Raw genomic sequence first — 21,653 nt, forward strand, 5'->3', positions numbered from 1 at the left:
ACATTTCAAAGTAAAATTTGTTTGTTGTACACAGTAGTATGGAAACAAATCGCTGTTTATCATAAACATATTCCAGAATTATAAAGTAGTGCGCTCAAAAGTGAATATTTCATTATTTATGCAATAATTCAATGTGTTATTAGATGAGAGCGGCATTCATCACCCTATTTTTTATCGCGATTGGAGCTCACCCTACAGTTAGTGCTGATCAATTATCAGATCAAGATCTAAATGAAATAAAAAAACGAGCGGAAGAATTAAAAAATAAAACTGCATATGAGTTACGTATTGAATATGGATCTGTTAACCAGATTGATTCAAACGAACCTACCATTGTTTTAACTCTTGATTTTCAAAAGAAGGAAGGAAGAATCCGAGCAAATATGCCCGGTAAGATCTTAAACGCTGATTACTTTCAACGGCTTGAATATCTATACATAAGTAAGGGGTTTGAATCAAACACCCTTAAAGAATCCATCATGTATATGATCGAGGATATTGAACGATCTCATGCTGATGAAATCATGTTAAATAAGAAGGTGCCACTTGAACATGATCCTGATGAATTTAGTCAGGAATTTTTCAATGTTTTGTTCTTTTTTCTTTTTGTTGGTTTCGTCTATGTGGTTAAGTCTGCACATAAAATGACCCAAGGGACAAACAAAGCTGAGTATTGGCAATACTATGGTCATAGCCGAATGACTCAGATTCAAAAGATCAGCGTCGGTACTTTGGTTATAGCTCCAATTGTAGTATTCATTTTTCAATATGTATTCTTCTATGATGAAGTAGTCCTGTTGTACGGATGCCTGGTTCTTGTTTCAAGACCACTGGTCTTGTTTGGGAGTCATATTTTCAAACTTATAAATGATACAAGGGCTTCGAAAAAAATTGATTTTGTAAAGCACTACCACCTTTCTCTTGGCCAGAAGATGTATCTGATGAAGCCATCGCTACAAACGGAGGAATACCTGTTGCTAGACATTTATGAGTTGCTAATAAGCAAGAAACTAATTGTGACGGCAGAATTGAAAGAACCCGCTCATTTAAATAGGTATCGGAACTTTCTAAGTAGGAATTTGGCATTGGAGAATCAACAAGTTTCATCGTTTCAACAAATGATTCTTGATATTTTTCCAACAGACCGAGAAGAATATTACTTAGTTCATCCGTTGATAAATAAGGTAATGGGCGAGTTGATGAGCTTCAAGCACTACAAGAAAGATTTTCTAATTCTAGATTTAGTAAAGCAGGGGTTTGTAACAGCTAAAAGTTGGTCTTACAATAAGTTCTCTTTTACCCCATCAGGAAAAGAATATCAAAAGAAGCTGGAGCGGAATATCAAGAATTTGAGAATTATGGTAGATGGATACATCCATGGTTCAAGTGAGTTGGATGTATCTAAACTTGATGGCAGTGTACTACTAATGATAGAGGCTGAAAAGAAGATCGACAATCTATACGAAAAACTCTTGAATGATTATAAGCTTGAAGAGGCAAGGCAATCGAATATTGGAGTGATTATGGAACCCAGTTTTTCATTTTATCAATACCGGATGGCGGTTCGCAATAAGATTACTGAAGTCTACGAAAGCAGGATTGGGTCTGCTGATTGGAGCGAAGGACTGTAGCTTGGTTAGTTGTTAGCTCACAAAAATTCATTAATTGCCAAAATTTGAGTTTCTTTAATTGAGTTAAGGAAGTTTCACCACCCCTTCAAATTTCAACGAGTTGTGCGATTAGCAATTTCATTTCTACTTGCAATTACAGTATTGTCTTCAAGCAGTCAGGATTTTGATCAGCTTAAGAAGCTTACCGGTGCCAATCCTGATTCTGCCATTCTGCTTTTATCAAAGTATTTGGAAGATGAAAATGATACCATTAAAGCGGTTTCACATCAGTTGATAGGCAATTCTTATTATTTCAAGTCCTCTTACGATTCTGCTATTAGCCATTACGAAATGTCTAATAGTCTATTAGATTCTTTGGACCAGAAGCATCTAGGTTGGATGGCCAAAAACTACAATAACATTGGTGTGTGCTCCAACTTTGAAATGAGGTTGGAGGATGCTTATGAAAATCATCGAAAAGCATTAGGAATACGTGAGGCACTTAATGATCCTATGGTCACATCGTCTCTAAACAATATAGGACTTGTGCTTTATGATCTTCAAAATTTTGAAGATGCTTTGGTGTATTTTCAAAAATCGTACAACGCTAAAATTCGATTCAATCAGTTTTCGCGTCTATCTACTACCATTAGAAATATTTCAAGATGTTATAGCGAACTCAAAGTTTATGATTCATCAATTTACTATTTAGAAAAGGGACTATTACATCTGGATTCCATTCCAAACACAAGAGAACGTGCTTCATTTTATACCAACTTAGGTTACAATTATGATTTGACAGAAGATTATAAAAAAGCTATTGAATATGGAAAAAAAGGATTCGATCTAAAGAAGGGACTTGGCAATAATTATGAACTGATTAATAGCGGAATAAACCTGGCTGTTGGCTATCGAAAAATTGGCCAACATGCGATCGGAGAGAAGTATTTGGATAGCCTTGAAATGATGATTCCGGATATAGATAGTTATGCAAACTCATTTAAGTACTATACTAATCGCGCCTACAACAACTATGCACTTTCCAATTTTGAAAAGGCATATGACTACCTGCTATTCTCTCGCCAACTCTCTGATTCCATTACTAGTGAAACCAACGCCAAGTTATTGCTTGATATCGAAGAGAAATATCAATCCGAACAAAAGGAATTAGAGATCGAGAAATTGACAGCTGTCAATGAGCTCCAACAACTCAAAGCAGATCAAGATGCGCAAACAAGAATCATACTTATTGTGGGGATCATTGCCTTAGTGGTAATCGCCCTTCTTCTTTATTCGAGGTTTATGACAAAGTCGAATACAAACAAATTGCTCGATACTAAAAATCAAGAACTTGCTTCTATCAATCAGACAAAGGATCGGTTATTTTCAATTATATCGCATGATTTGAAGAGCCCGCTGTCTTCATTTCATTTGATCACTCAAAGCCTTGCAGAAAATATTGATGCCCTGGACAAGACTCAGTTAAAAGAGTACCTTGAATCACTTCGTGATAGTTCATCCAACGTAAGAGACATGATGGATAACCTCTTAAAATGGGCATTGACACAAACAGATCAATTGGGATGTAAAATGGAGCCTGTCACTTTAGGTCATGTTTTAGAAAATGTCATAGGTCAGTTAGGGATCGTTTCTAGCAATAGATCCATAGCAATCCATAGCAATTTTGATAAAAACCTTAGACTAAAGGGAGATGCAAGTTTCCTCGAAATAGTACTTCGTAATTTGCTTAGCAACTCCATTAAATTCACAGAGCCTGGAAAATCAATCCAGATTGAATCGTCTTCGGATGAAATTCATGCGGTTGTAAAAGTGTCTGATGAGGGAGTCGGTATGAACCAGGAAGAAATAGATAAATTGTTGTCTGGAGAAATTCTTGGTGCAGAAATACAAAATTCTCAAGAAAAAGGTACAGGTCTTGGGATTACCTTAGTCAATGAGCTAGTCAAGAAAATGGAAGGAACGTTGCAAGTTGAGACATCACTCGGAAAGGGGACTACCTTTACACTCTCGTTTAAAAAAGCTGCATGAACAAAATTCAACTCTTTATTGTCGATGATCATAAAATTGTAAGAGATGGATTAAAAGCACTGCTTATTGGTAGGCCACAGATTAACGTTTGTGGTGAAGCCTCATCGATTGGAGAAGCCTCAGAAAAGCTGAAATCACTGAAGCCCGACATACTCTTCGTAGATCTTAAACTTCCAGATGGCAATGGAAGTGAATTTCTATTAGAATATTTGGGCGACAATCCTGATGTTAAAAGTGCCTTGTTAACCGCCGAGCCTAATTATGTGGATCTCAAGCGAGCGGAATCTGCTGGAGTTAGATCCTTTTTAACAAAGGACATTGATCGTGATGAATATTACTTGGCGATTGACAAAATGATTGCTGGCAAAAGGCATATTTCATCTGCATTTGCTAATATTCTGATGAACGAAAGCGTATCACTAACACCACGAGAAATTGAAGTGCTTCAGGGCTTTGCTGCTGGTCTTACGTATAAGGAAATTGGAGGTAAGTTGGATATAAGCCCGCGAACTGTGGAGACGCATAAAATTAATCTTCTTGAAAAATTCAAGGTAAAAAGCATAGTTGAAATGGTGCGCCTAGCTATAAGAGAAGGCCATATAGAAGCATAGTCCGTAAAATTCCGGATAGGTTATAGGAAAATTCCCGATTCAAATTAGTAAGCAGTGATAGGAGTTTTGGAGACAAATTATTGTCGCCATGAAAAAACTACTTATCACTACAGCTTTATGCTTTTTATTCCTCAATCTCCTAGCTCAACCAGCTATTACCAGTTATACACCAGCTCATGGTGCAACCGTAAATTCTGGAATTCTGGAATATACGGTTGTTTTTGATACAGATGTTAACTACGTGGGAGAGGATGGTTCCATTTATTTAAGACAAACGGGAGCATCTACATTGTATCAGGTCACAGCTGCTGATGTTGCAATTGTTGGCAATGTTGTCACAATCACAATTGATAAGCCAGCTCCGGACGGCTCAATATCATTAAGTTATGATTTGTACATATCAGGTACTGCTTTTGAAAGTACTGATGGGGTTGTCTTTGGCGGCAATTTTGCTGATAGACCAAGGGTTACAGTCTCATATATGAATCCAACAGTTGCTTCGATTTCTCCAGATGATGGTGCTGTGGATGTGGATTTTAACCAGAATCTAACAATTACTTTTAATGAAAATATTCAACCCAGTTCTTTTGCCGGATATAGCTCATTTGATATACGTATTCGATCACTGAACGATGGACTTTCGCAATTTTATTATCTATCAGATCCGGAAGTAAGTGTAGGAGCTAGTTCAATTACAATTAACCCTGCTGAAAGTTTCAGGTCTGGAGACGAGCTGTTCGTCCAAATTATAAAAGGAGTCATTGAATTAGATGATCCTACTCCTGGACTGTTCTTTAATGATTTTGATAATTCGAGTGATTGGAATTTTACCGTAACAGTTGATGATACTGCTCCATTAGCTACTTCTACATCTCCATCGGATGGTGGAACTTATGCACCACTTGGAGCTACAGGGGGAATCGTATTTAATGAAGATATTCAAGAAGGTTCTGGCACAATCGCGCTTTATCTAGCCGATGGGACACTAGTAGAAAGTATTCCAACTGGTGTTGACGATCCTCGTTTGGATGTGCTAAATTTTAGAATTACGTGGGATTTTAACACTGACCTCATACCGTTGACAAATTATTATATTCTTGTATCGGAAGGTGCTTATGAAGATTTAGCTGGCAATGCTTTTGCTGGAATTGGTATTGGGGAATTGGATTTCACTTCAAATGCACGTCCATCCATTGAATCGTTGATACCTGCCAACGATGCTACAGAAGTGGCTGTCAATACTTCGATCATTCTTGATTTCGATGATGCAGTGTATGTGAATGATGAAAATACGGAATTGATTTTGAAGGAATATGCGACTGATAATATCATCGAATCATATGATTTATATAATCTAAACTTGGGAGATGGTGCAGGATCTTTTTCTGATGGATCGATTACACTTTCATTGTCCAGTCCTCTTGCAGAGGGTACTCAATATTATTTTGTACTTGAACCTGCAGATGCAATAAGATACGATTTCAATGCAGAGGCATTTGTCGGTCTCGATGATAAAGATGATTGGACGTTTACCTCTGAAATAATCGACAGTGAAGCTCCAGTTATAATGTCTCTTAGCCCTAATGATGGATCATCTGGTGTTTCAATAGATGAGATGTTGACTGTAGAATTTGATGAAGACATAGCCTTACCAACTGGATCTCTCACAGGATTTATAAGAATTAGAAATAGTGACGGATCTACTTTTGATAACATTCCATACATTGAAAATTCAGTATCAGAGGGATGGCTTTCTATAGATGGGAATAGAATATCATTTTTGAGAGGAACGATGTCTTATGAGTCAGATTACTACGTATATATCGATGATAATACATTGGCTGATTTAGCCGGAAATAGGATAACTGATTTGGATAACAATACATTTTGGAATTTTACCACAGAAGTTGAGCCAGATACACAAGCACCTATGGCAACTTCCACTTCACCATCTGATGAAGGAACTTTTGCTCCGCTTACCGCCACCGGAGGTATTGTGTTCAACGAGGACGTTCAAGAAGGGTCAGGTTCGATAGCGCTCTATTTGAGTGATGGATCTTTGGTTGAAAGCATTACTACAGGGATTGGAGATTCGCGATTAGGTCAACCTGCAGGTTTTAGGATAACATGGGACTTTAATACAGATCTTATTCCATCCAATCAATATTACATTCTCGTTTCAGAAGGAGCCTATGAAGACTTAGCTGGGAATACGTTTGCAGGTATTGGAATAGGGGAATTAGACTTTACTGCCAATGCACGTCCATTGATCGAAACACTTTCTCCAGCTAACAATGCCGATAACGTAGCAATTGACGCATCCTTAATACTTGATTTGGATGTCAATATTTATACGGATGGGGAAGTCAATCTAGCCATCAAAGAGTACAATACAGATAATAGTTTTGAAACAATTGAGTTGAGTTCGCTAGATCTAGGATTCGGTACTGGAGCCTTTCCTGATGGTACAATATCAATCGATCTATCAAATGATTTTGATGAAGATACCGAATATTATGTTGTGCTTGAGGGTGATGGTAGCCTCAGAAGTGAAATGAATACTGAGTCATTTCTTGGATTGGATGATAAAGATGATTGGGTATTTACAACCGAAATCCTTGATAGCACACCGCCTTCCATTGTTAGTATTGATCCTGCCGATAATGCCATAGATCTACCGATTGATCAGCTATTCACTGTTACTTTTTCAGAACCAGTAGCGTTTAGTGAGCTTGGTTTTATCAGATTCAGGAAAACAGTTGATGGAAGTTCACATATTAATATTCCATTCAATCAGACAAGTGTTGATAACGGCTGGATTAGTGTTAGTGGTAACTCAGTTACGTTCAGAAGGGATTTATTCGACTATAATACCAGCTATTACATCCTTTTTGATGATGGAGTTTTTCAAGATCTGGCAGGAAATCCGCTTACAGGTTATGGCACCGATATAGATTTTTGGAATTTTACCACGGCACCAATTGATGGACCTGAGCTCGTTTCATTCACTCCAATGGACAATGGATTAATTGATCCACAGCCTCGAGTTTTTACCATGACTTTTGATGAAACTGTTCAGTATGGGAATTCTGGCGTTGCAAAATTTTCAGTCTTTACCGAAGATGGATCAGATTATATCAATACCAATTTCAGTGAAGCTTCTGGAAGGGTAAGCTTTGATGATAATGTGGTCACAGTAACCTTTGCAGGCCCTGACTGGACGCCAGGCAATTATTATGTGACATTAAGTCCGGATGCAATTGAAGATTTGGATGGCCATCAATTTGAAGGAATTAGCGGGACTACCTCATGGAATTTCAGCGTTAATGATCCATCCAAAACTGATCAGACTATAACTTTTGATCCGATAGCTGAAAAATCGTTCTCAGATAGCCCATTTTCTTTGAATGCAAGTGCCACTTCAGGGTTGGAGGTTTCCTATTCGGTAGTTACTGGACCTATTTCTCTCAATGAATCAAATGAAGTAGTTATCGAAGGAGTTGGAATGGCTACAATAGCAGCAAATCAATCCGGAGATGATCAGTACAATCCTGCAGGGCAAGTTGAAGTCACTTTCAATATCGTAAAAGCAGATCAGTTCATAACCATCACAGAGGTAGGAGATAAATATGTTAATGATAACCCATTTAATATTATCGCAGAATCAACTAGTGATTTATCACTTATGTATGAAGTATCGGGTCCGGCAACTATAACGGATAATACAGTGACACTTGATGGTGTTGAAGGAACGGTAGTTATTACGGTTAGTCAAATCGGTGATGAAAATTACAATTCAGCAACGGCTAGTGAAACATTTGATGTTTCAAAAAGAGATCAGTTAATTTCATTTGAGACAATTACTGATAAGACCTTCGGTGACAACGCATTCTCTATCAATGCAACTGCAGATTCCGGGTTAGAAGTCGAGTTTTCTGTAATTTCTGGGCCAGTAACCATGAGTGGCAGCGAAGTGACTATCATAGGTGCTGGAGAGGTAACTGTAGCCGCAGACCAACAAGGAGATAATGTGTACAATCCCGCTAGTCAGGTAGTAAGATCATTTACTATAGGCAAGGCAGATCAGACAATACAAATAGTTGAAATTACTGATAAGCTAACATCTGATGGTCCTTTTAATGTGGAGGCAACAACGGATAGTGAGCTTGAGTTAAGCTACGAAGTTTCAGGACCTGCAAGTATTACAGGAAATACTTTAACGCTTGATGGCTCAGAAGGCACAGTGGTAGTTACTGTAACTCAGGATGGAAATGACAACTTTAATGCAGCAACGGCTAGCGTAAGCTTTGAAGTTTCCAATGGAGAAACTCTTTCAATTGAAGATCAATTGAAGATCAGTGTTTATCCCAATCCTTTTACCAATTACCTCATAATTGAAAGTGAGGAAAAAGCGGCAATTAAAGTATTTGATATCGAAGGAAGTATTGTGCAGTCTTACGAAGTAAAGAGTGGTTATTTAGATACTTCATCGCTTCCTAAAGGAACCTATTTTATGCAAATTAAAATTGCAGAAAAGGTGATTGTCAGGCGAATTATAAAGGCAAACTAAGGCGGCAATAGCTTAGGCTATATGCATAAAGCCACTCTTAGAGTGGCTTTTTTAATTCACCTTTGAAAATTGATCATCAAGCTTCATTTCTTTCTCTAGTCCCCGAATGAGTTTTTCATCTCTGGGATGCAGTTTTATGGTGTTATAATTCTTCCAAAACTCTGGATCGTACGAGAACGTTTGCTTTTCGATCATTTCATACGGATCCATGCGGCTGGATTTTTCTGGTTTTACTTCTGGATCAAAATCTATATCGGTCACCATATACTCTTGCAATAGGTAGGCGGTGAATAGCATTTCATTGGAAGTTGCATCCATCGCCTCAAGATTTGTCGTAAAGCTGCAATATTTAGGATAGTACAGTCCATCGATCATTTGAAACTCCAGAAGCATTGTTGCTGCAGTTTGGTTGTATTTAATAGTATCACCCAAAACCCATTCGTTAACATCGACATCCTTAATCCATTGAAAGTCCATTTCAATTTTAGGAATCGCATAGGTAACTACATCAACATATATAAAATAGCTCCAATCTTCTTTGACCTTAATCTTATACATGAGACGATCATTGATTACCTCATATCCTGCCATTGAATAGGTATACTTAAGTCGGTTTTTTTTATTGAGTAACCTGGTTTGATACCTCACATCATTGAGCTTAATAAGCTCTTTCAAGACGTTCATTCGCTTAAATGTATGAGCTTTATAATCTACTGACAAGCTTTTTCTTACTTGATCCAGAACTACTTTTTCTTTTAAAGCATGCTTATTTCCTACCTTAGAATACCCTTTGTCATAGGCAGAATAGGCAGCTTCAAATATGCTCACACATTTATCATTTTCTAACTTATAGTCACGATAGAATGCTTTGAACTCGAATGGGTCCGTTGGATAGTTTTCTGGTATTTTTTTAAGTGAAAGTTCGAGTATTTCCCATGCGGTAAGCTCTTTATTTGTTACGACAACTTCTGAAAGGACAACAGCTTTAGCAACTAATTCTATTTTCAGATTTTTATCAGCGACTAACTTTTGAGCCAACACTTTTTCGCTTTGATAGCCGGCAATAGAGAATACCACAGTGTCTGCCAGATGTTTATTCGGAAAGGTAAATTCAAATTCACCCTGAGCATTTGCTACAACTCCTTTTGGTGAGTTTTTGATGTTTACTGTTGCAAATGAAAGTGGATCCTTTGTTTCAACATCCACTATCTGACCAGAAATGCTTGTGTAATCTTGTCCTAGTATAAAGAGTGGAAAGAAAGCTGTCAGGATATATAAGCTATATTTTATCTTCATTTTTTTGCTGATCTAAATTGCTTTTCTAGCGGTCGAATCCGCTGAAGATCTTCTATTTGAGTATTGGTGAGCGGAACCAATTTTGCATTAGATGGATCACCCCAGAACCCAGCGTCATAAGCTTTGGCTTGATGGGCTAGAGGTTTATTCTTATTCATTTTGAAGCCTTCGGGAGCAATTGTCTCATCTGTGATTACATCAGTTGTTATGAAGGTGAATTGATAGCTCATGTCAAGGTAGACTTCCTCATTTTTTTGATCTACAATGTCGAAGGCATAGTTGACATCATGATATTTCAAGAACATTTTTCCTTCGAACTCCTCAAATTCAATAATCTGATTCCAGCCTTTCTTACAATAGAATAATGTATCACCCTCGTAAGGAGGTTCAATGCCTACATATTTGCCGTCAGTCGCACGCTCAATATGTTCGACTTTAGATATAGCAAAGGATTCTGAATCGACTAAATACCTATGAGTGAGTGAGAAGGTCAAGTCTTTATATCGTTCATCCGAGCCTACTTTCGATGATGTCTCTTCTGTTATTATGGAATATAGAATGCGATCATTTTTATAAATGATTTCATCAATCTCATAGTCATTGGTTCGTATATCATGCCTCAATCGATTCAACCAATAGTTTTGTTCCAAATTCACATTAAGTGCATTGCCGGCATTGAGTAGTGATCTAGATAGCAGCTTGTTTATTCTTGAATCACTAGCTCTTACACCTTTCAAGAAAAATTTCTTAGGCCGGCTACTTGTTTTGGAATACCCTGGATCTTTAATATTAACAGAGGCTTCTGTCAGATAAACTGTTTCTCCATTTTGATCTCTTATGTCTCTGAAAAAACCTTGAATGATATAAGGATTACTGGAAAAGTTATCAACCACTTTATCTATAGCTTTTTGCATGATTTGAGTAGCTGTCAGCTGATCGCCGTTTACTTCGACCTCTTCGAGCATTATGATGTGCTCTTCTAGAACGATTTGTACGTTATTTCTATCCGTTATTGAATTGATAGCCACTTTATAGTTTTCAAAACCGACATAGCTTACTGTTAATGTGTCTGCACTGTACGATTCGGGGATAAAGAAGGCAAACTCACCATCTGTATTGGAAATTGTGCCATGGGGACTTCCTAGTATACCTATAGTTGCAAAGGACAATGCTTCATTAGTTTTTCCACTTTTGATATTACCCAGAATAGCAATGTTAGTTTGGGCCAGTGACGAAAAAGTGGCCAGGACTCCTAAAATGATAACTAGATACTTCATGGCTGCTTGGATGATTGTTGGAACTGCTTTTCTATAGGTCCATTAACCTCGAGATCAATTACGATTTGTGGAGTGATCGGGAACTCAACAATGGGAGCGTAATTGGACCAAAATTCTGAGTTATAGGGTGTTGATGTTGGATCTTTCTTAGATCTTGGATTCATCAATAGTGCATTGGATGGCTTTTGAACATCCTCAAAAACGGCGTTGTTGAACATGTTTTCAAACCGAAAACCCCAATCGCAAAATTCATTTTTTGTTTCTGTTGAATACAACTTCCCTTCAACTAGCCAATCCATATATTTTGAAAAGTAGGTGTCTCCTTTTTTTGCAAATTGAACAGTCTTAGAGATTCGAGTTACTTTAAATTCCAATGAATCACTTGAAGGACCTTTATTCATCAGTGGATTCCACTCACTTCCTTCTGGGGTGCCCATTTCCATGTTTACTTTCATTAGAGCAAAATCATTTGCATTGATATGTAATGTATGTGTAACATGCTCGGAGTGGTTAGTCTTGATAACGTAGATTAATTCATCATTGTCAACCAAGTATTTATCTATCTCATATTTGTTGTATTTCAATTTCAGAGAAAAGCCCCTAAATAATACATCATTGATGTGATTCATAGATATGAATAGGTTTCTATTGTTTCTTAAAACCCGGCTGTGATAGTAGGGGGTATGCTGGCTTTGCCTAGATTCTTTGATATAAATTTTTTCTGGACTTTTCTTATGATAACCCATGCCGTAAAGTTCAAATGCCGCCTCAAAGAGTGTTACATACTTTCCGCATTCATGCTTATGAGAGCGAGTGAACCCTTCAAGTAGATAGGGTTTTGTAGGATAATTATTTGGGATGTTATCGATCACTTTGCTTACAATATCGAGTGCTGTCAACTTCCTTTCATTGACCTCTACCTCTTGCAGCATTAAAATATTTTCTTCAAGTGCTATAGTAGCGTTAGATGTATTAAGCTGACTATTGATTGCCAACTTCTTCGGTTTGAATCCTAACATAGATACCAGCAGCGAATCGCCTTTGTAGGTAGCAGGAATCGATATTTCAAAAGCACCCTCAAAATTTGTAACAACTCCAGCGTTAGTTCCGGCAATGCTAATGGTTGAAAAAGCCAGTGGTTCCTTCGTGTCAGCATTAATGATGTTTCCGGAAAGTTTATATGATTCCTGTCCCAGCAGCACGCTAACTGATATGGTGCTTAGACTCAATATGATGATGATTTTCTTAATCATAGCTAGTATTATTCGTATTTTAAAGCATCCACAGTGTTGGCTTCATATGCTCTTGATGCTTGAATGAAAATGATGAACGATGCGGCTATTAAGATCAAAATAGCGGTACCAATAAAATAAAATGGAGATAGCGAAATCCGTAAAGGATACTTCTCCAGCCAACCATTTATACTTATCCAGAATAATGGAATTGAGCATCCAATTCCTATAAATAGTATCTTGATGAAATCAGCTGAAAAAAGCTTGAAAAGGTCATTTTTAGATGCTCCGTTTACCTTTCTAATTCCTAATTCTTTCTCTCTGGCTTTTACAAGCATCAAGAGGATAGCATACATTCCCAGCATTGAAAGAAGAATAACAAGCCCTGCAATGATTCCAAGCACATTCAATGTGGCGTATTCTTCTTCATACTGTTTTTTATAGTCCGCATCTAGAAATGTGAAGTTGAATGGAAGATCTGGTATGTGTTCTTTCCAGACTTTTTCCAATCTATAGATGGCCTGCTGCAGGTCTGTTTGAGGATGCATTTTAATAATAGCTGATCTTCCGGCCTGGAAATACCGGATGATCATTGGTTGAATTAGATCGTGTGGTGAGTTGAAATAGAAATTCTTAACCACACCAACAATAGGCCCTCTAAGATGATAAACCTGAAGTGGTGTATGTAGCGCCTCATCATTATTCCAGCCCATGTGGTTTACAAAAGCTTGATTCACGACAAAAGCTTGATTATACCGGTGTTTTCCTTTGGTGAAAAATTCCCCAGAAACCATTTCTAGATTTAATGTCTCAAGGTAATTTTCGTCCACACCTAGTTCTTCAAAAAGTTTAGAATTGTCAGAGTCGTCTATATAGTAGTCTTCGACCCAGGGTGTCATCCCTGGAACAGAATTTGGTTCAACAGTTGTAATATTCTGGACAAAATCTATTTGCTTTAGCTCTTCAGTAAGTGATCTTATTTCGTTGCCATTCATGTTTGTTGGAAATTGAAAATTGATCGAATGTTCACTGCTAAAGCCTAAAGGATGATTTTGTATGAGTGAAGTCTGATTATATATGATTACTGTAGAAAGAATAATTCCAAATGACAGTGCAAATTGAAATCCAATAAGAGCTTTGCGAAATGAAGCTTTGACTGGCCTAGCTTCGAATAATTGGTTGTTTTTTCTGGAAGTGGTCAGTATCAATGCGTGTAATGATGTGATTAAGACCAGTAAGAAAAATGCTAATCCAAGAAGTAGTATTTGAGTAAACGGTATCTGGACACTGAAGAATTCAAATTTCGAATGATAGCTGATAAAGTCTTTAGATAAAAAAGTGATCAAAATAGCGCTTCCAAGTGCAAGGCCGAAATAGAGAATTCCTTCAGTCGCAAACTCTAACATAAGTTGTTTTCTGGATGCACCAACTACCATTTGGACATTGACACTCCTTACTCGATTTAATAGCTGAGTAGAATATAGGTTGATGTAATTAACCAATGCGATAATTAGGATGACCCATCCAATCAATTGAAAAAGAAGTATTCTACTTTGATCCATTTTGGGCGTATCGTATAGCTTAGGTTCACTAAAATGGATATCTTGAATGTTCTCGAAAGAATAAGTTAGAGCTATTCCTTCATCTGTAAAGTGACTATTGTAGTCCATTAATATCGAAGGAAACTTTGCTTCGATAGAGGCTAAAGAAGCTTGATCTTTTAGCAGGATATATACAAACATCCAGTCTTCAAAGTTTTCATATGGAAAGGGGAGTAGTAGATCGAAACTAAGGTCACTGTTGGAAGGGATGTCTTCAATTACTCCACTTATTTGATACGGCTCATCGTTAATTTCAATTATTTTCCCGACGATACCTTTCGAAGAGTTGAAGTACTTTTCAGCTGTTGATTTAGTGATTATGGCAGATTCAGTATCGTCCAATGCATCCAGCGGATTACCTTCAATCCAATCGTATCCAAAGACCTTTGCAAATGTTGGATCTGAATAAAACACTTCAGTTTCGTTATAAAATTGATTTTCAGCCTTTATTACCAACGCCTGCTCAGTCTTAAGCAATCTTACCAGCTCCTCTATTTCTGGAAATTCATCTTGAACTTCATTCAAATAGTAGTGTGACCAGGCAGTAACATCTTGAAGGTCAGGTGAAGTCACCGTAGTTACTATGCGATAGATTCGGTCTTTTTTCTCATGAAATTGATCGAAGGTGTTGTGGAATCTTGTATAATCATTGATGAAGAAGTATGCACTAGCAGCTACACCTAATCCAATGATCTTAAGGCCATTTATGAATGGATTATTCCGCAGGTTTCTAAACGATCTTCTTATTTGATTTCGAAAGTTGAAGTTATAGGATTCACTTAGCCATGTCGCACGTTTTCTTTGCTTAGAAAAAGGGTTAAATAGCTTTAAAGTATCAAGCGCAAATAGCCATTTGGCTTTAGTAGCAGAATCTTCTGCACGATCGTAGTAAATCTCATAGAAGTCTCCTTGGATATCCTCCATCTCGGTTTGTACGCAATACCATTGGAGCAGACGATCAAATATTTTTGGTGGTTTAGGAGTCATGATCGATCGTTGTTATTGGGTGTCCATCTTACTGCAAATGCCTCTTGAGGAATAGCTTCCCAAAATTGCTGGCGCTTGGCCATCAAATCTTTAACCTCCTGCTGACCGAATATGGTAACAGAGTAAAAACGCTTTCTTTTGCCACCTCTAATTTTGGTGGCTTCACCCAACTTGGATTTAACAAAGTCCTTTTCTTCGAGTCTATTTAATGCAGCATGAAGAGCGCCCATGCTTACACTTCTTCCTGTAAGTTCTTCGATCTTACTTTTTACGGATATGCCATAGGCTTCATTGCCTAAGACGCCAACGGCTAACAGCACCATCTCTTCAAATTCACCCAGATGTTTTCCTTTAGTCCCCATTCATTTATTTTTTTCTAAATGTATATATTATATTTTATATACAAAAAGAAAATAATAAAATAGGCCTTTTAACCATTGAGAGTCGTTTTTAAAGTAGCAAAGGGGAGAGGGGGCGCTATTTAGACAGCTGAATACCGTCTTTGACTAAAGTGATCATCCGTTTTTTATACAAGATTCCAACAGAACGTTTAAAGTTCTTTTTGCTCATCTGTAGCAAGGATTGGATTTCTTCTGGATCACTTTTGTCATGAATAGGCAAGAAACCATCATTGTTTTTTAACTCGTCAAGAATTTGTTGAGCTCCCATTTCGAGGTTTTCTAAACCTTCTTTGCGTAAACTCACATCAATCTTTCCGTCTTCTCTGATGGTTTTGATGTATCCTTTGATGCGATCTCCTTCCAATACATCATGGAAAAGTTCGCTTTCGTAAATCAATCCTCGATGGCTATTGTTTACCACCACATTCACACCCAAATCGGTTGTATTTGCAATCAAAAGATCTACTTCATCACCTTCTGAAACAGTGATTTCGCGATTGAAATATTTAGCCACTTTGGCAGTAGCTGCAAGACGGTCGGTTTTCTCATCAAGAAACAAATAAACCAAGCACCAGTGTCCTTTGCGAAGCTTGTTGTTTTGTTCACGAAAGGGAATAAGTAAGTCTTTATCTATTCCCCAATCAAGAAAGGCACCAACATTTGTTGTATCAATAACCTTGAGGAATGCAAATTCATTTACCTGGGCATACGGTTTTTGGGTCGTACAAATGATCCGATCTTCAGAGTCACGATAAACAAACACTTTGAGCTTATCACCTTCTCGCGTTCCGCCAGGAATGTATTTGTTAGGAAGCAGAATGTCTATTTCCCCGTCAGTAAGAAAGGCACCCGGAGCGGTAATTCTATCGACTTCTAATGTGTGGTACGTGCCTATATTCATAAGCACAAAATTAAGTCATAAGACTTCCGCGAAATACTAAATATTCATTTCAGGAATGTCTCCTTCCACAACCAATCTCCCAGCTGTTGCATTCTTGATTTCATCTACAGAAATACCAGGAGCTCGTTCCAGTAATTTGAACCCATCAGGTGTGATATCCAGGACTGCGAGATTGGTCACCACTTTTTTAACACACTTTACTCCAGTAATAGGAAGTGTACATTCAGTTAAGAGTTTTGATTCTCCAGCCCTGTTCGTGTGCATCATCGCTACAATTATGTTTTCTGCCGAAGCCACAAGATCCATGGCACCGCCCATTCCTTTCACCATTTTTCCAGGAATCTTCCAGTTGGCAATGTCTCCATTATCAGCTACTTCCATAGCGCCAAGCACGGTAAGTTGAACGTGCTGTCCTCGAATCATCGAAAAGGAGGTAGAAGAGTCAAATATGGACGCACCTGGTAATGTTGTAACTGTTTGTTTTCCAGCATTAATTAAATCTGCATCCACTTCTTCTTCGGTAGGGAATGGTCCCATTCCCAATAAACCATTTTCAGATTGAAACTCTACATCAATGCCTTCAGGGATGTAATTAGCAACAAGTGTAGGAATGCCTATACCTAGATTAACATACCATCGGTCTTGAAGCTCTTGTGCGATTCGTTTCGCTATTCCATTTTTATCTAGCATGTCCTTATTGTCTTACAGTTCGTTGTTCAATTCTTTTTTCAAATGTCTCACCTTGGAATATTCGTTGCACAAAAATCCCTGGAGTGTGGATGAAATTCGGGTCAAGTTCACCAGGCTCAACTAGTTCTTCCACTTCTGCAATGGTAATCTTACCGGCCATCGCCATAGGTGGGTTGAAATTTCTGGCAGTTCCTTTAAACACTAAATTTCCTGCTCTGTCTCCCTTCCATGCTTTGACAATTGCGTAATCAGCAGTTAGCGCAGACTCTAGAATATGAGGCTTCCCATTGAATTCACGTACTTCTTTTCCTTCTGCTACCTCAGTTCCATATCCTGCTGGTGTAAAAAACGCGGGAATACCAGCACCACCAGCTCTGCAACGTTCGGCAAGTGAGCCTTGTGGAATGAGATCTACCTCAAGCTCACCACTAAGCATCTGGCGTTCAAATTCTGCATTCTCGCCAACATACGATGAGATCATCTTTTTTATCTGCTTTTGTTGAAGTAAGAGCCCCAAACCAAAATCATCTACACCTGCATTATTTGAAATGCACGTTAGACCCTTAACGTTGGATTTCACTAATGCTGCAATGGAATTTTCTGGAATTCCACATAGTCCAAATCCACCAAGCATAAGTGTCATGTTATCTTCAATTCCGCGGGTGGCTTCCTCCGCGTTGGCTACTACTTTATCAATCATGGGGTCAAGTTATTGCGATTGTACAAATAAAAAAAGCCATCCGTGACGAATGGCTTTTTAGGCTATTTGGTTTTCAATTTATTCGTCTTTTAGGCATTCTACTGGATTCACTTTTGTTGCCTTAAGTGTCTGATAAGCGATAGCCAATAAGGTGAGCATGGTGGCTACTAATGCGGGCATAACTATCAAGGATACAGAGACCGAAGTGCGATAGACAAAATTCTCAAGCCAATCACTCATAAATAAGTATGCAAGAGGTAATCCTAGGATAAAGGCAATAACGATCAAGATCAAAAATCGATTACTAATGATCATCCAGATGTTGCCTGAAGAAGCACCCAAGACTTTTCTCACTCCAATTTCTTTAAGCTTGGTTTCGATTATAAAACCTACCATACCAATAAGTCCAAGACAGCCGATAAGGATTGCTATAGCGGCGAATACCTTAATCATGGTGCTAAGTCGCTCTTCTTTTTGATATTGTTCATTGAATAAGTCGTCCACGAAGTTGTATTCAACATCCGTATCTGGATCAAAAGAAGCATAAACGTTTTCAATATGATCCAAAGTATTTCTCAGATCCTTCGCATTGATTTTCACACTTATTCTTCGATAACGATCTCGCTTCAAAAAGAGGGTAGGGACAATTTCGCTATATAAAGATTCAAAATGGAAGTTTTCCATTACTCCCACGATTCGACCTACAGATGGTCCGTAACCAATTTTCTGGCCTATTACCTCTGCGGGATCTTTAAAGCCGAATGCTTCTGCCGCAGCCCTGTTGATAATGTAGTGACCTGTTACAGTTGTGTCTGGAAGCAGGTTGGTTTCCATCCCATCCCTAAAATTTTCTCCAGCCAGTATGTCTATTCCAAATGCATCAAGGAAATATTCATCTACAGTTACAACAGGTAGTCGAAAGCTTGTAGCAATAGCCGAATCTCCTTTGAAGTAACGTGACCCCCAGCTATCTGCCAGTCTACCAGTAGGAATTCTGGAGGAGAAGGTGGCTTTTTCAACATTTGGATGTTTCAGTAATTCGTTGCGAAAGGTTTCATACGTGTAATTACCTCTTGGTAAAAACATACTGACCATGTGCTGACGATCATATCCTGCATCTGAATTTCTAATAAAACTCATCTGGCTTTCTATAACACCAATCGCGAAAATGAGACCTATGGTGACAATGTATTGAAAGGTGACAAGGAAAGACCTGAAATTCCATTTGCTTGCATTCATAGATTGTTCACCCTTTAATGCTTGCACCAGGTTGATTTTCGACAAGAAAAGTGCAGGATATAATCCAGCGATACTAGTTACGAATAGCATCAAGACAACAAGTCCTGCAAAAATATCGGTTTGAATTAGTGGATTAAATACAAGTTGCTTACCTACAAATTGATTCAGATACGGAAGTGCCAAAATGATCAATAGGATGGCAAGTGGAATTGAAATGATAACAACAAGCAAAGACTCTGATAAGAATTGTTTGATCAAAGATGATTTGAATGCTCCAATTACTTTTCGAACACCTACTTCTTTCATTCTTCGAGAGTAATGAGAAGTCGCGATATTCATATAGTTAACGCAGGCAACCAAAAGCAAAAGAATACCTACAACACTGAATATATATACCTGTTCTATTGATCCATTTGTCTCGATTTCTCCTTCCAAATTCGATGTTAGATGGATATCCAGCAGAGGTTGAAATTCAAAGTCATAGAAATCTCTGGCGTCTGCACCTGATCTAAATTGACCAATATATTTATCCCAGAACTCATCATTGGCATCTTTCGTCAGACCCTCCATGTTAGCCCCTGGACTGGTTCGGATGTAAGTAAGCCAGTTGTAATTTCCACCCACGTTATTGAGTGCGTCTTCACCCATAATAATCTCCAGGAAACGAATAGGTGCCAGGTATTCGAAATGAAAATGCTGCTGGTCTGGCATGTCTTCCATAACGCCCGTTATCTTAAAGGGCGCTTCATTGCCATCGCGCGAGAGCGTAACAGTTTTTCCTATAATGTTTTGTTCCTCCCAATCTGAACCAAAAATCTTAATGGCTTTAGATCTTGTGAGCACTAGAGAATAAATATCTGGGAATGCATTTTCGGGACTTCCTTGAAGGAATTCAAAGCTGAATATCTCGAATGCATCTGGATCGCAGAATATGACCATTTCACCTAAAAAGTCTTGATCTTCATAGTTGAGATCTGGAAAGGCCCATGGAAAAAATCGTACTGCGTGTGTGATTTCTGAATAATCATCTTTTAATCGCGGTGCATGGCCAGCGGATGCGAATCCCCATTGTCTACTTAAGTCACCTTCTGTTGTGAAGTTTTTTACCGTGACACGGTAAATGTTTTCAGCATGTTCATGATGACGGTCATAGCTGAGTTCATCTTTAACAAATAAGCCTATTAATACAAATGCGGCTATCCCTGTAGATAAACCAATGACATTAATGATTGTGCTTGATTTGTATTTCCAGAGATTTCTAAGTCCAATTTTGAAGTAATTTTTAAACATAGTCGTTTCCTTTTCAATTGAGTTTTGAGCTTCTAATTCTTTGATCATACTCGGCTTAAATAAGCGGACGATTTGCCATGAATACCATCGCTTTGCCCTGGCTATACTTGAGTCCTGAGCCTTGAGTTGAAATTCTTCTTCTAAGTCTCCCTGTACATCTTCATAGTAGTCCTCTTTGAGAAACCATCCTAAGAATTTGGTAGACCAGGAAGGGGGAGATGGCCTTTGCTTATCCATGTTTTTGAGAATTCGTATGAAACATCAGGAATAGCAGACCATAACTTCATGCGGGTTTCTTTTGAATAGTCCAATGCTGCTTTACCGATTTTTGTGACTTTGAAGTAGCGTTTACGCTTGCCACCCCGAATGGCAGTGGCTTCACCAAACTCAGATCGGAGATAGTCCTTTTTCTCCATTCTTCTAAGTGCCGTCTGAAGCGCACTCACACTTACTTTACGACCTAATCGCGTTTCTATGTCTTCCTTGATAGATACGCCATATGCATCGTCATGTAAGATTGCCACAGTCAATAGCACAATCTCCTCAAACTCACCTAATTGATATTCTTTCATACGAATTAGAAGTTAAATTTCTAAATGTAAATTAAATATAAAATTTCTAAACGTAAATAATATGTAAAGGTTGGACGCAAAAAAACCACCCCGGCAAAGCCGAGGTGGTCTACAAATTGATCTAATTATTTAAATTAGATAGTTAGCTTAAAATTAACAGGTACTGCTATTTTTCCAACTACTTCTTTTCCATTCGCATCTTTTGCAGGCTGAAATTTCAGATCTTTAATTACGCTTTTAACAGCGTCTCTTAGGTCAGTACAAGGATATGAATCAAACTCGTGGTTGATAACATTTCCTAGTTTATCTATTTTGAGTGTTACGATAACAACTCCTTCAACTCCTTTTTCTTTACTTACTTGTGGGTATTCGATTTGAGAGATTACCTCTTTGTAATTAGTTGGCTTAGGAGCTTCTGCCTCTCCTTTTCCTTTTCCGTTGTTGGCCTGTGCGCCAAATACTAATAATGCCAGCGTAAGTACTAATAATTGCTTTTTCATAATCTCCTTCTCTTAATATTTCCTGAATGTTAAACTAACTACATTGTAATGTTACCAATAGTTTACATAAAATCAAAATTTCGATAACTTTTTGTTAACATTCAGGTAACATTGGAAGATTTCTTCG

The 21,653-nt window shown here is 38.0% G+C and carries 15 protein-coding genes; 4 read left to right on the forward strand and 11 right to left on the reverse strand.

Features of this window, described 5'->3' with window-relative positions; translation table 11 throughout:
- Positions 1–143: 143 nt before the first annotated feature.
- The 4 genes from ACY650_RS15000 to ACY650_RS15015 all read left to right on the forward strand — a co-directional run bounded on the left by ACY650_RS15000 (position 144) and on the right by ACY650_RS15015 (position 8,840).
- Positions 144–1,631: a hypothetical protein gene (locus ACY650_RS15000; protein ID WP_462248504.1), complete on the forward strand. Its 1,488-nt coding sequence runs from the start codon at positions 144–146 to the stop codon at positions 1,629–1,631.
- Between the two features lie 102 nt (positions 1,632–1,733).
- The gene (locus ACY650_RS15005) at positions 1,734–3,659 is read left to right on the forward strand and encodes an ATP-binding protein (RefSeq protein ID WP_462248506.1); all 1,926 of its coding nucleotides are present in this window, start codon (positions 1,734–1,736) and stop codon (positions 3,657–3,659) included.
- A complete protein-coding gene (locus ACY650_RS15010) occupies positions 3,656–4,270 on the forward strand; it encodes a response regulator transcription factor (protein WP_462248508.1) in 615 nt (204 codons plus the stop codon). Before ACY650_RS15005 ends, ACY650_RS15010 begins: the two co-directional genes overlap by 4 nt.
- Before the next feature lie 88 nt (positions 4,271–4,358).
- A complete protein-coding gene (locus tag ACY650_RS15015; protein WP_462248510.1) occupies positions 4,359–8,840 on the forward strand; it encodes an Ig-like domain-containing protein in 4,482 nt (1,493 codons plus the stop codon).
- A 51-nt stretch (positions 8,841–8,891) separates the two neighbouring features.
- Here the strand turns inward: ACY650_RS15015 and ACY650_RS15020 are convergent, their stop codons facing one another.
- The 11 genes from ACY650_RS15020 to ACY650_RS15070 all read right to left on the reverse strand — a co-directional run bounded on the left by ACY650_RS15020 (position 8,892) and on the right by ACY650_RS15070 (position 21,526).
- Positions 8,892–10,136 (reverse strand): carboxypeptidase-like regulatory domain-containing protein, encoded by a 1,245-nt coding sequence (locus ACY650_RS15020; RefSeq protein WP_462248512.1) that lies wholly within the window; start codon positions 10,134–10,136, stop codon positions 8,892–8,894.
- On the reverse strand, positions 10,133–11,413 hold the full coding sequence (locus ACY650_RS15025; protein WP_462248514.1) for a carboxypeptidase-like regulatory domain-containing protein: 1,281 nt from the start codon (positions 11,411–11,413) through the stop codon (positions 10,133–10,135). The genes ACY650_RS15020 and ACY650_RS15025 overlap by 4 nt, the downstream gene beginning before the upstream one ends.
- On the reverse strand, positions 11,410–12,666 hold the full coding sequence (locus tag ACY650_RS15030; RefSeq protein WP_462248516.1) for a carboxypeptidase-like regulatory domain-containing protein: 1,257 nt from the start codon (positions 12,664–12,666) through the stop codon (positions 11,410–11,412). The genes ACY650_RS15025 and ACY650_RS15030 overlap by 4 nt, the downstream gene beginning before the upstream one ends.
- A gap of 8 nt (positions 12,667–12,674) precedes the next feature.
- A complete protein-coding gene (locus ACY650_RS15035; RefSeq protein WP_462248518.1) occupies positions 12,675–15,233 on the reverse strand; it encodes an ABC transporter permease in 2,559 nt (852 codons plus the stop codon).
- Complete coding sequence (locus tag ACY650_RS15040) at positions 15,230–15,595, reverse strand: PadR family transcriptional regulator (RefSeq protein WP_462248520.1); 366 nt, start codon at positions 15,593–15,595, stop codon at positions 15,230–15,232. The genes ACY650_RS15035 and ACY650_RS15040 overlap by 4 nt, the downstream gene beginning before the upstream one ends.
- A gap of 115 nt (positions 15,596–15,710) precedes the next feature.
- Entirely contained in the window at positions 15,711–16,535 is an 825-nt protein-coding gene (locus ACY650_RS15045; RefSeq protein ID WP_462248522.1) for a CvfB family protein, read from the reverse strand.
- 36 nt (positions 16,536–16,571) lie between these two features.
- Positions 16,572–17,225 carry a 3-oxoacid CoA-transferase subunit B gene (locus ACY650_RS15050; RefSeq protein ID WP_462248524.1) on the reverse strand — a complete coding sequence of 218 codons (654 nt, stop codon included), beginning with the start codon at positions 17,223–17,225 and terminating at the stop codon, positions 16,572–16,574.
- Between the two features lie 4 nt (positions 17,226–17,229).
- Positions 17,230–17,925, reverse strand: a complete 696-nt coding sequence (locus ACY650_RS15055; RefSeq protein ID WP_462248526.1) for a CoA transferase subunit A — start codon at positions 17,923–17,925, stop codon at positions 17,230–17,232.
- A gap of 78 nt (positions 17,926–18,003) precedes the next feature.
- Positions 18,004–20,691, reverse strand: coding sequence for an ABC transporter permease (locus ACY650_RS15060; RefSeq protein ID WP_462248528.1), 2,688 nt, complete (start codon positions 20,689–20,691; stop codon positions 18,004–18,006).
- Positions 20,643–21,026: a PadR family transcriptional regulator gene (locus tag ACY650_RS15065; RefSeq protein WP_462248530.1), complete on the reverse strand. Its 384-nt coding sequence runs from the start codon at positions 21,024–21,026 to the stop codon at positions 20,643–20,645. The genes ACY650_RS15060 and ACY650_RS15065 overlap by 49 nt, the downstream gene beginning before the upstream one ends.
- Before the next feature lie 134 nt (positions 21,027–21,160).
- On the reverse strand, positions 21,161–21,526 hold the full coding sequence (locus ACY650_RS15070; protein ID WP_462248532.1) for an energy transducer TonB: 366 nt from the start codon (positions 21,524–21,526) through the stop codon (positions 21,161–21,163).
- Positions 21,527–21,653: the final 127 nt, after the last annotated feature.

Origin of the sequence: Ekhidna sp. (genome assembly GCF_963691765.1) — a bacterium.
GTDB lineage: Bacteria > Bacteroidota > Bacteroidia > Cytophagales > Cyclobacteriaceae > Ekhidna.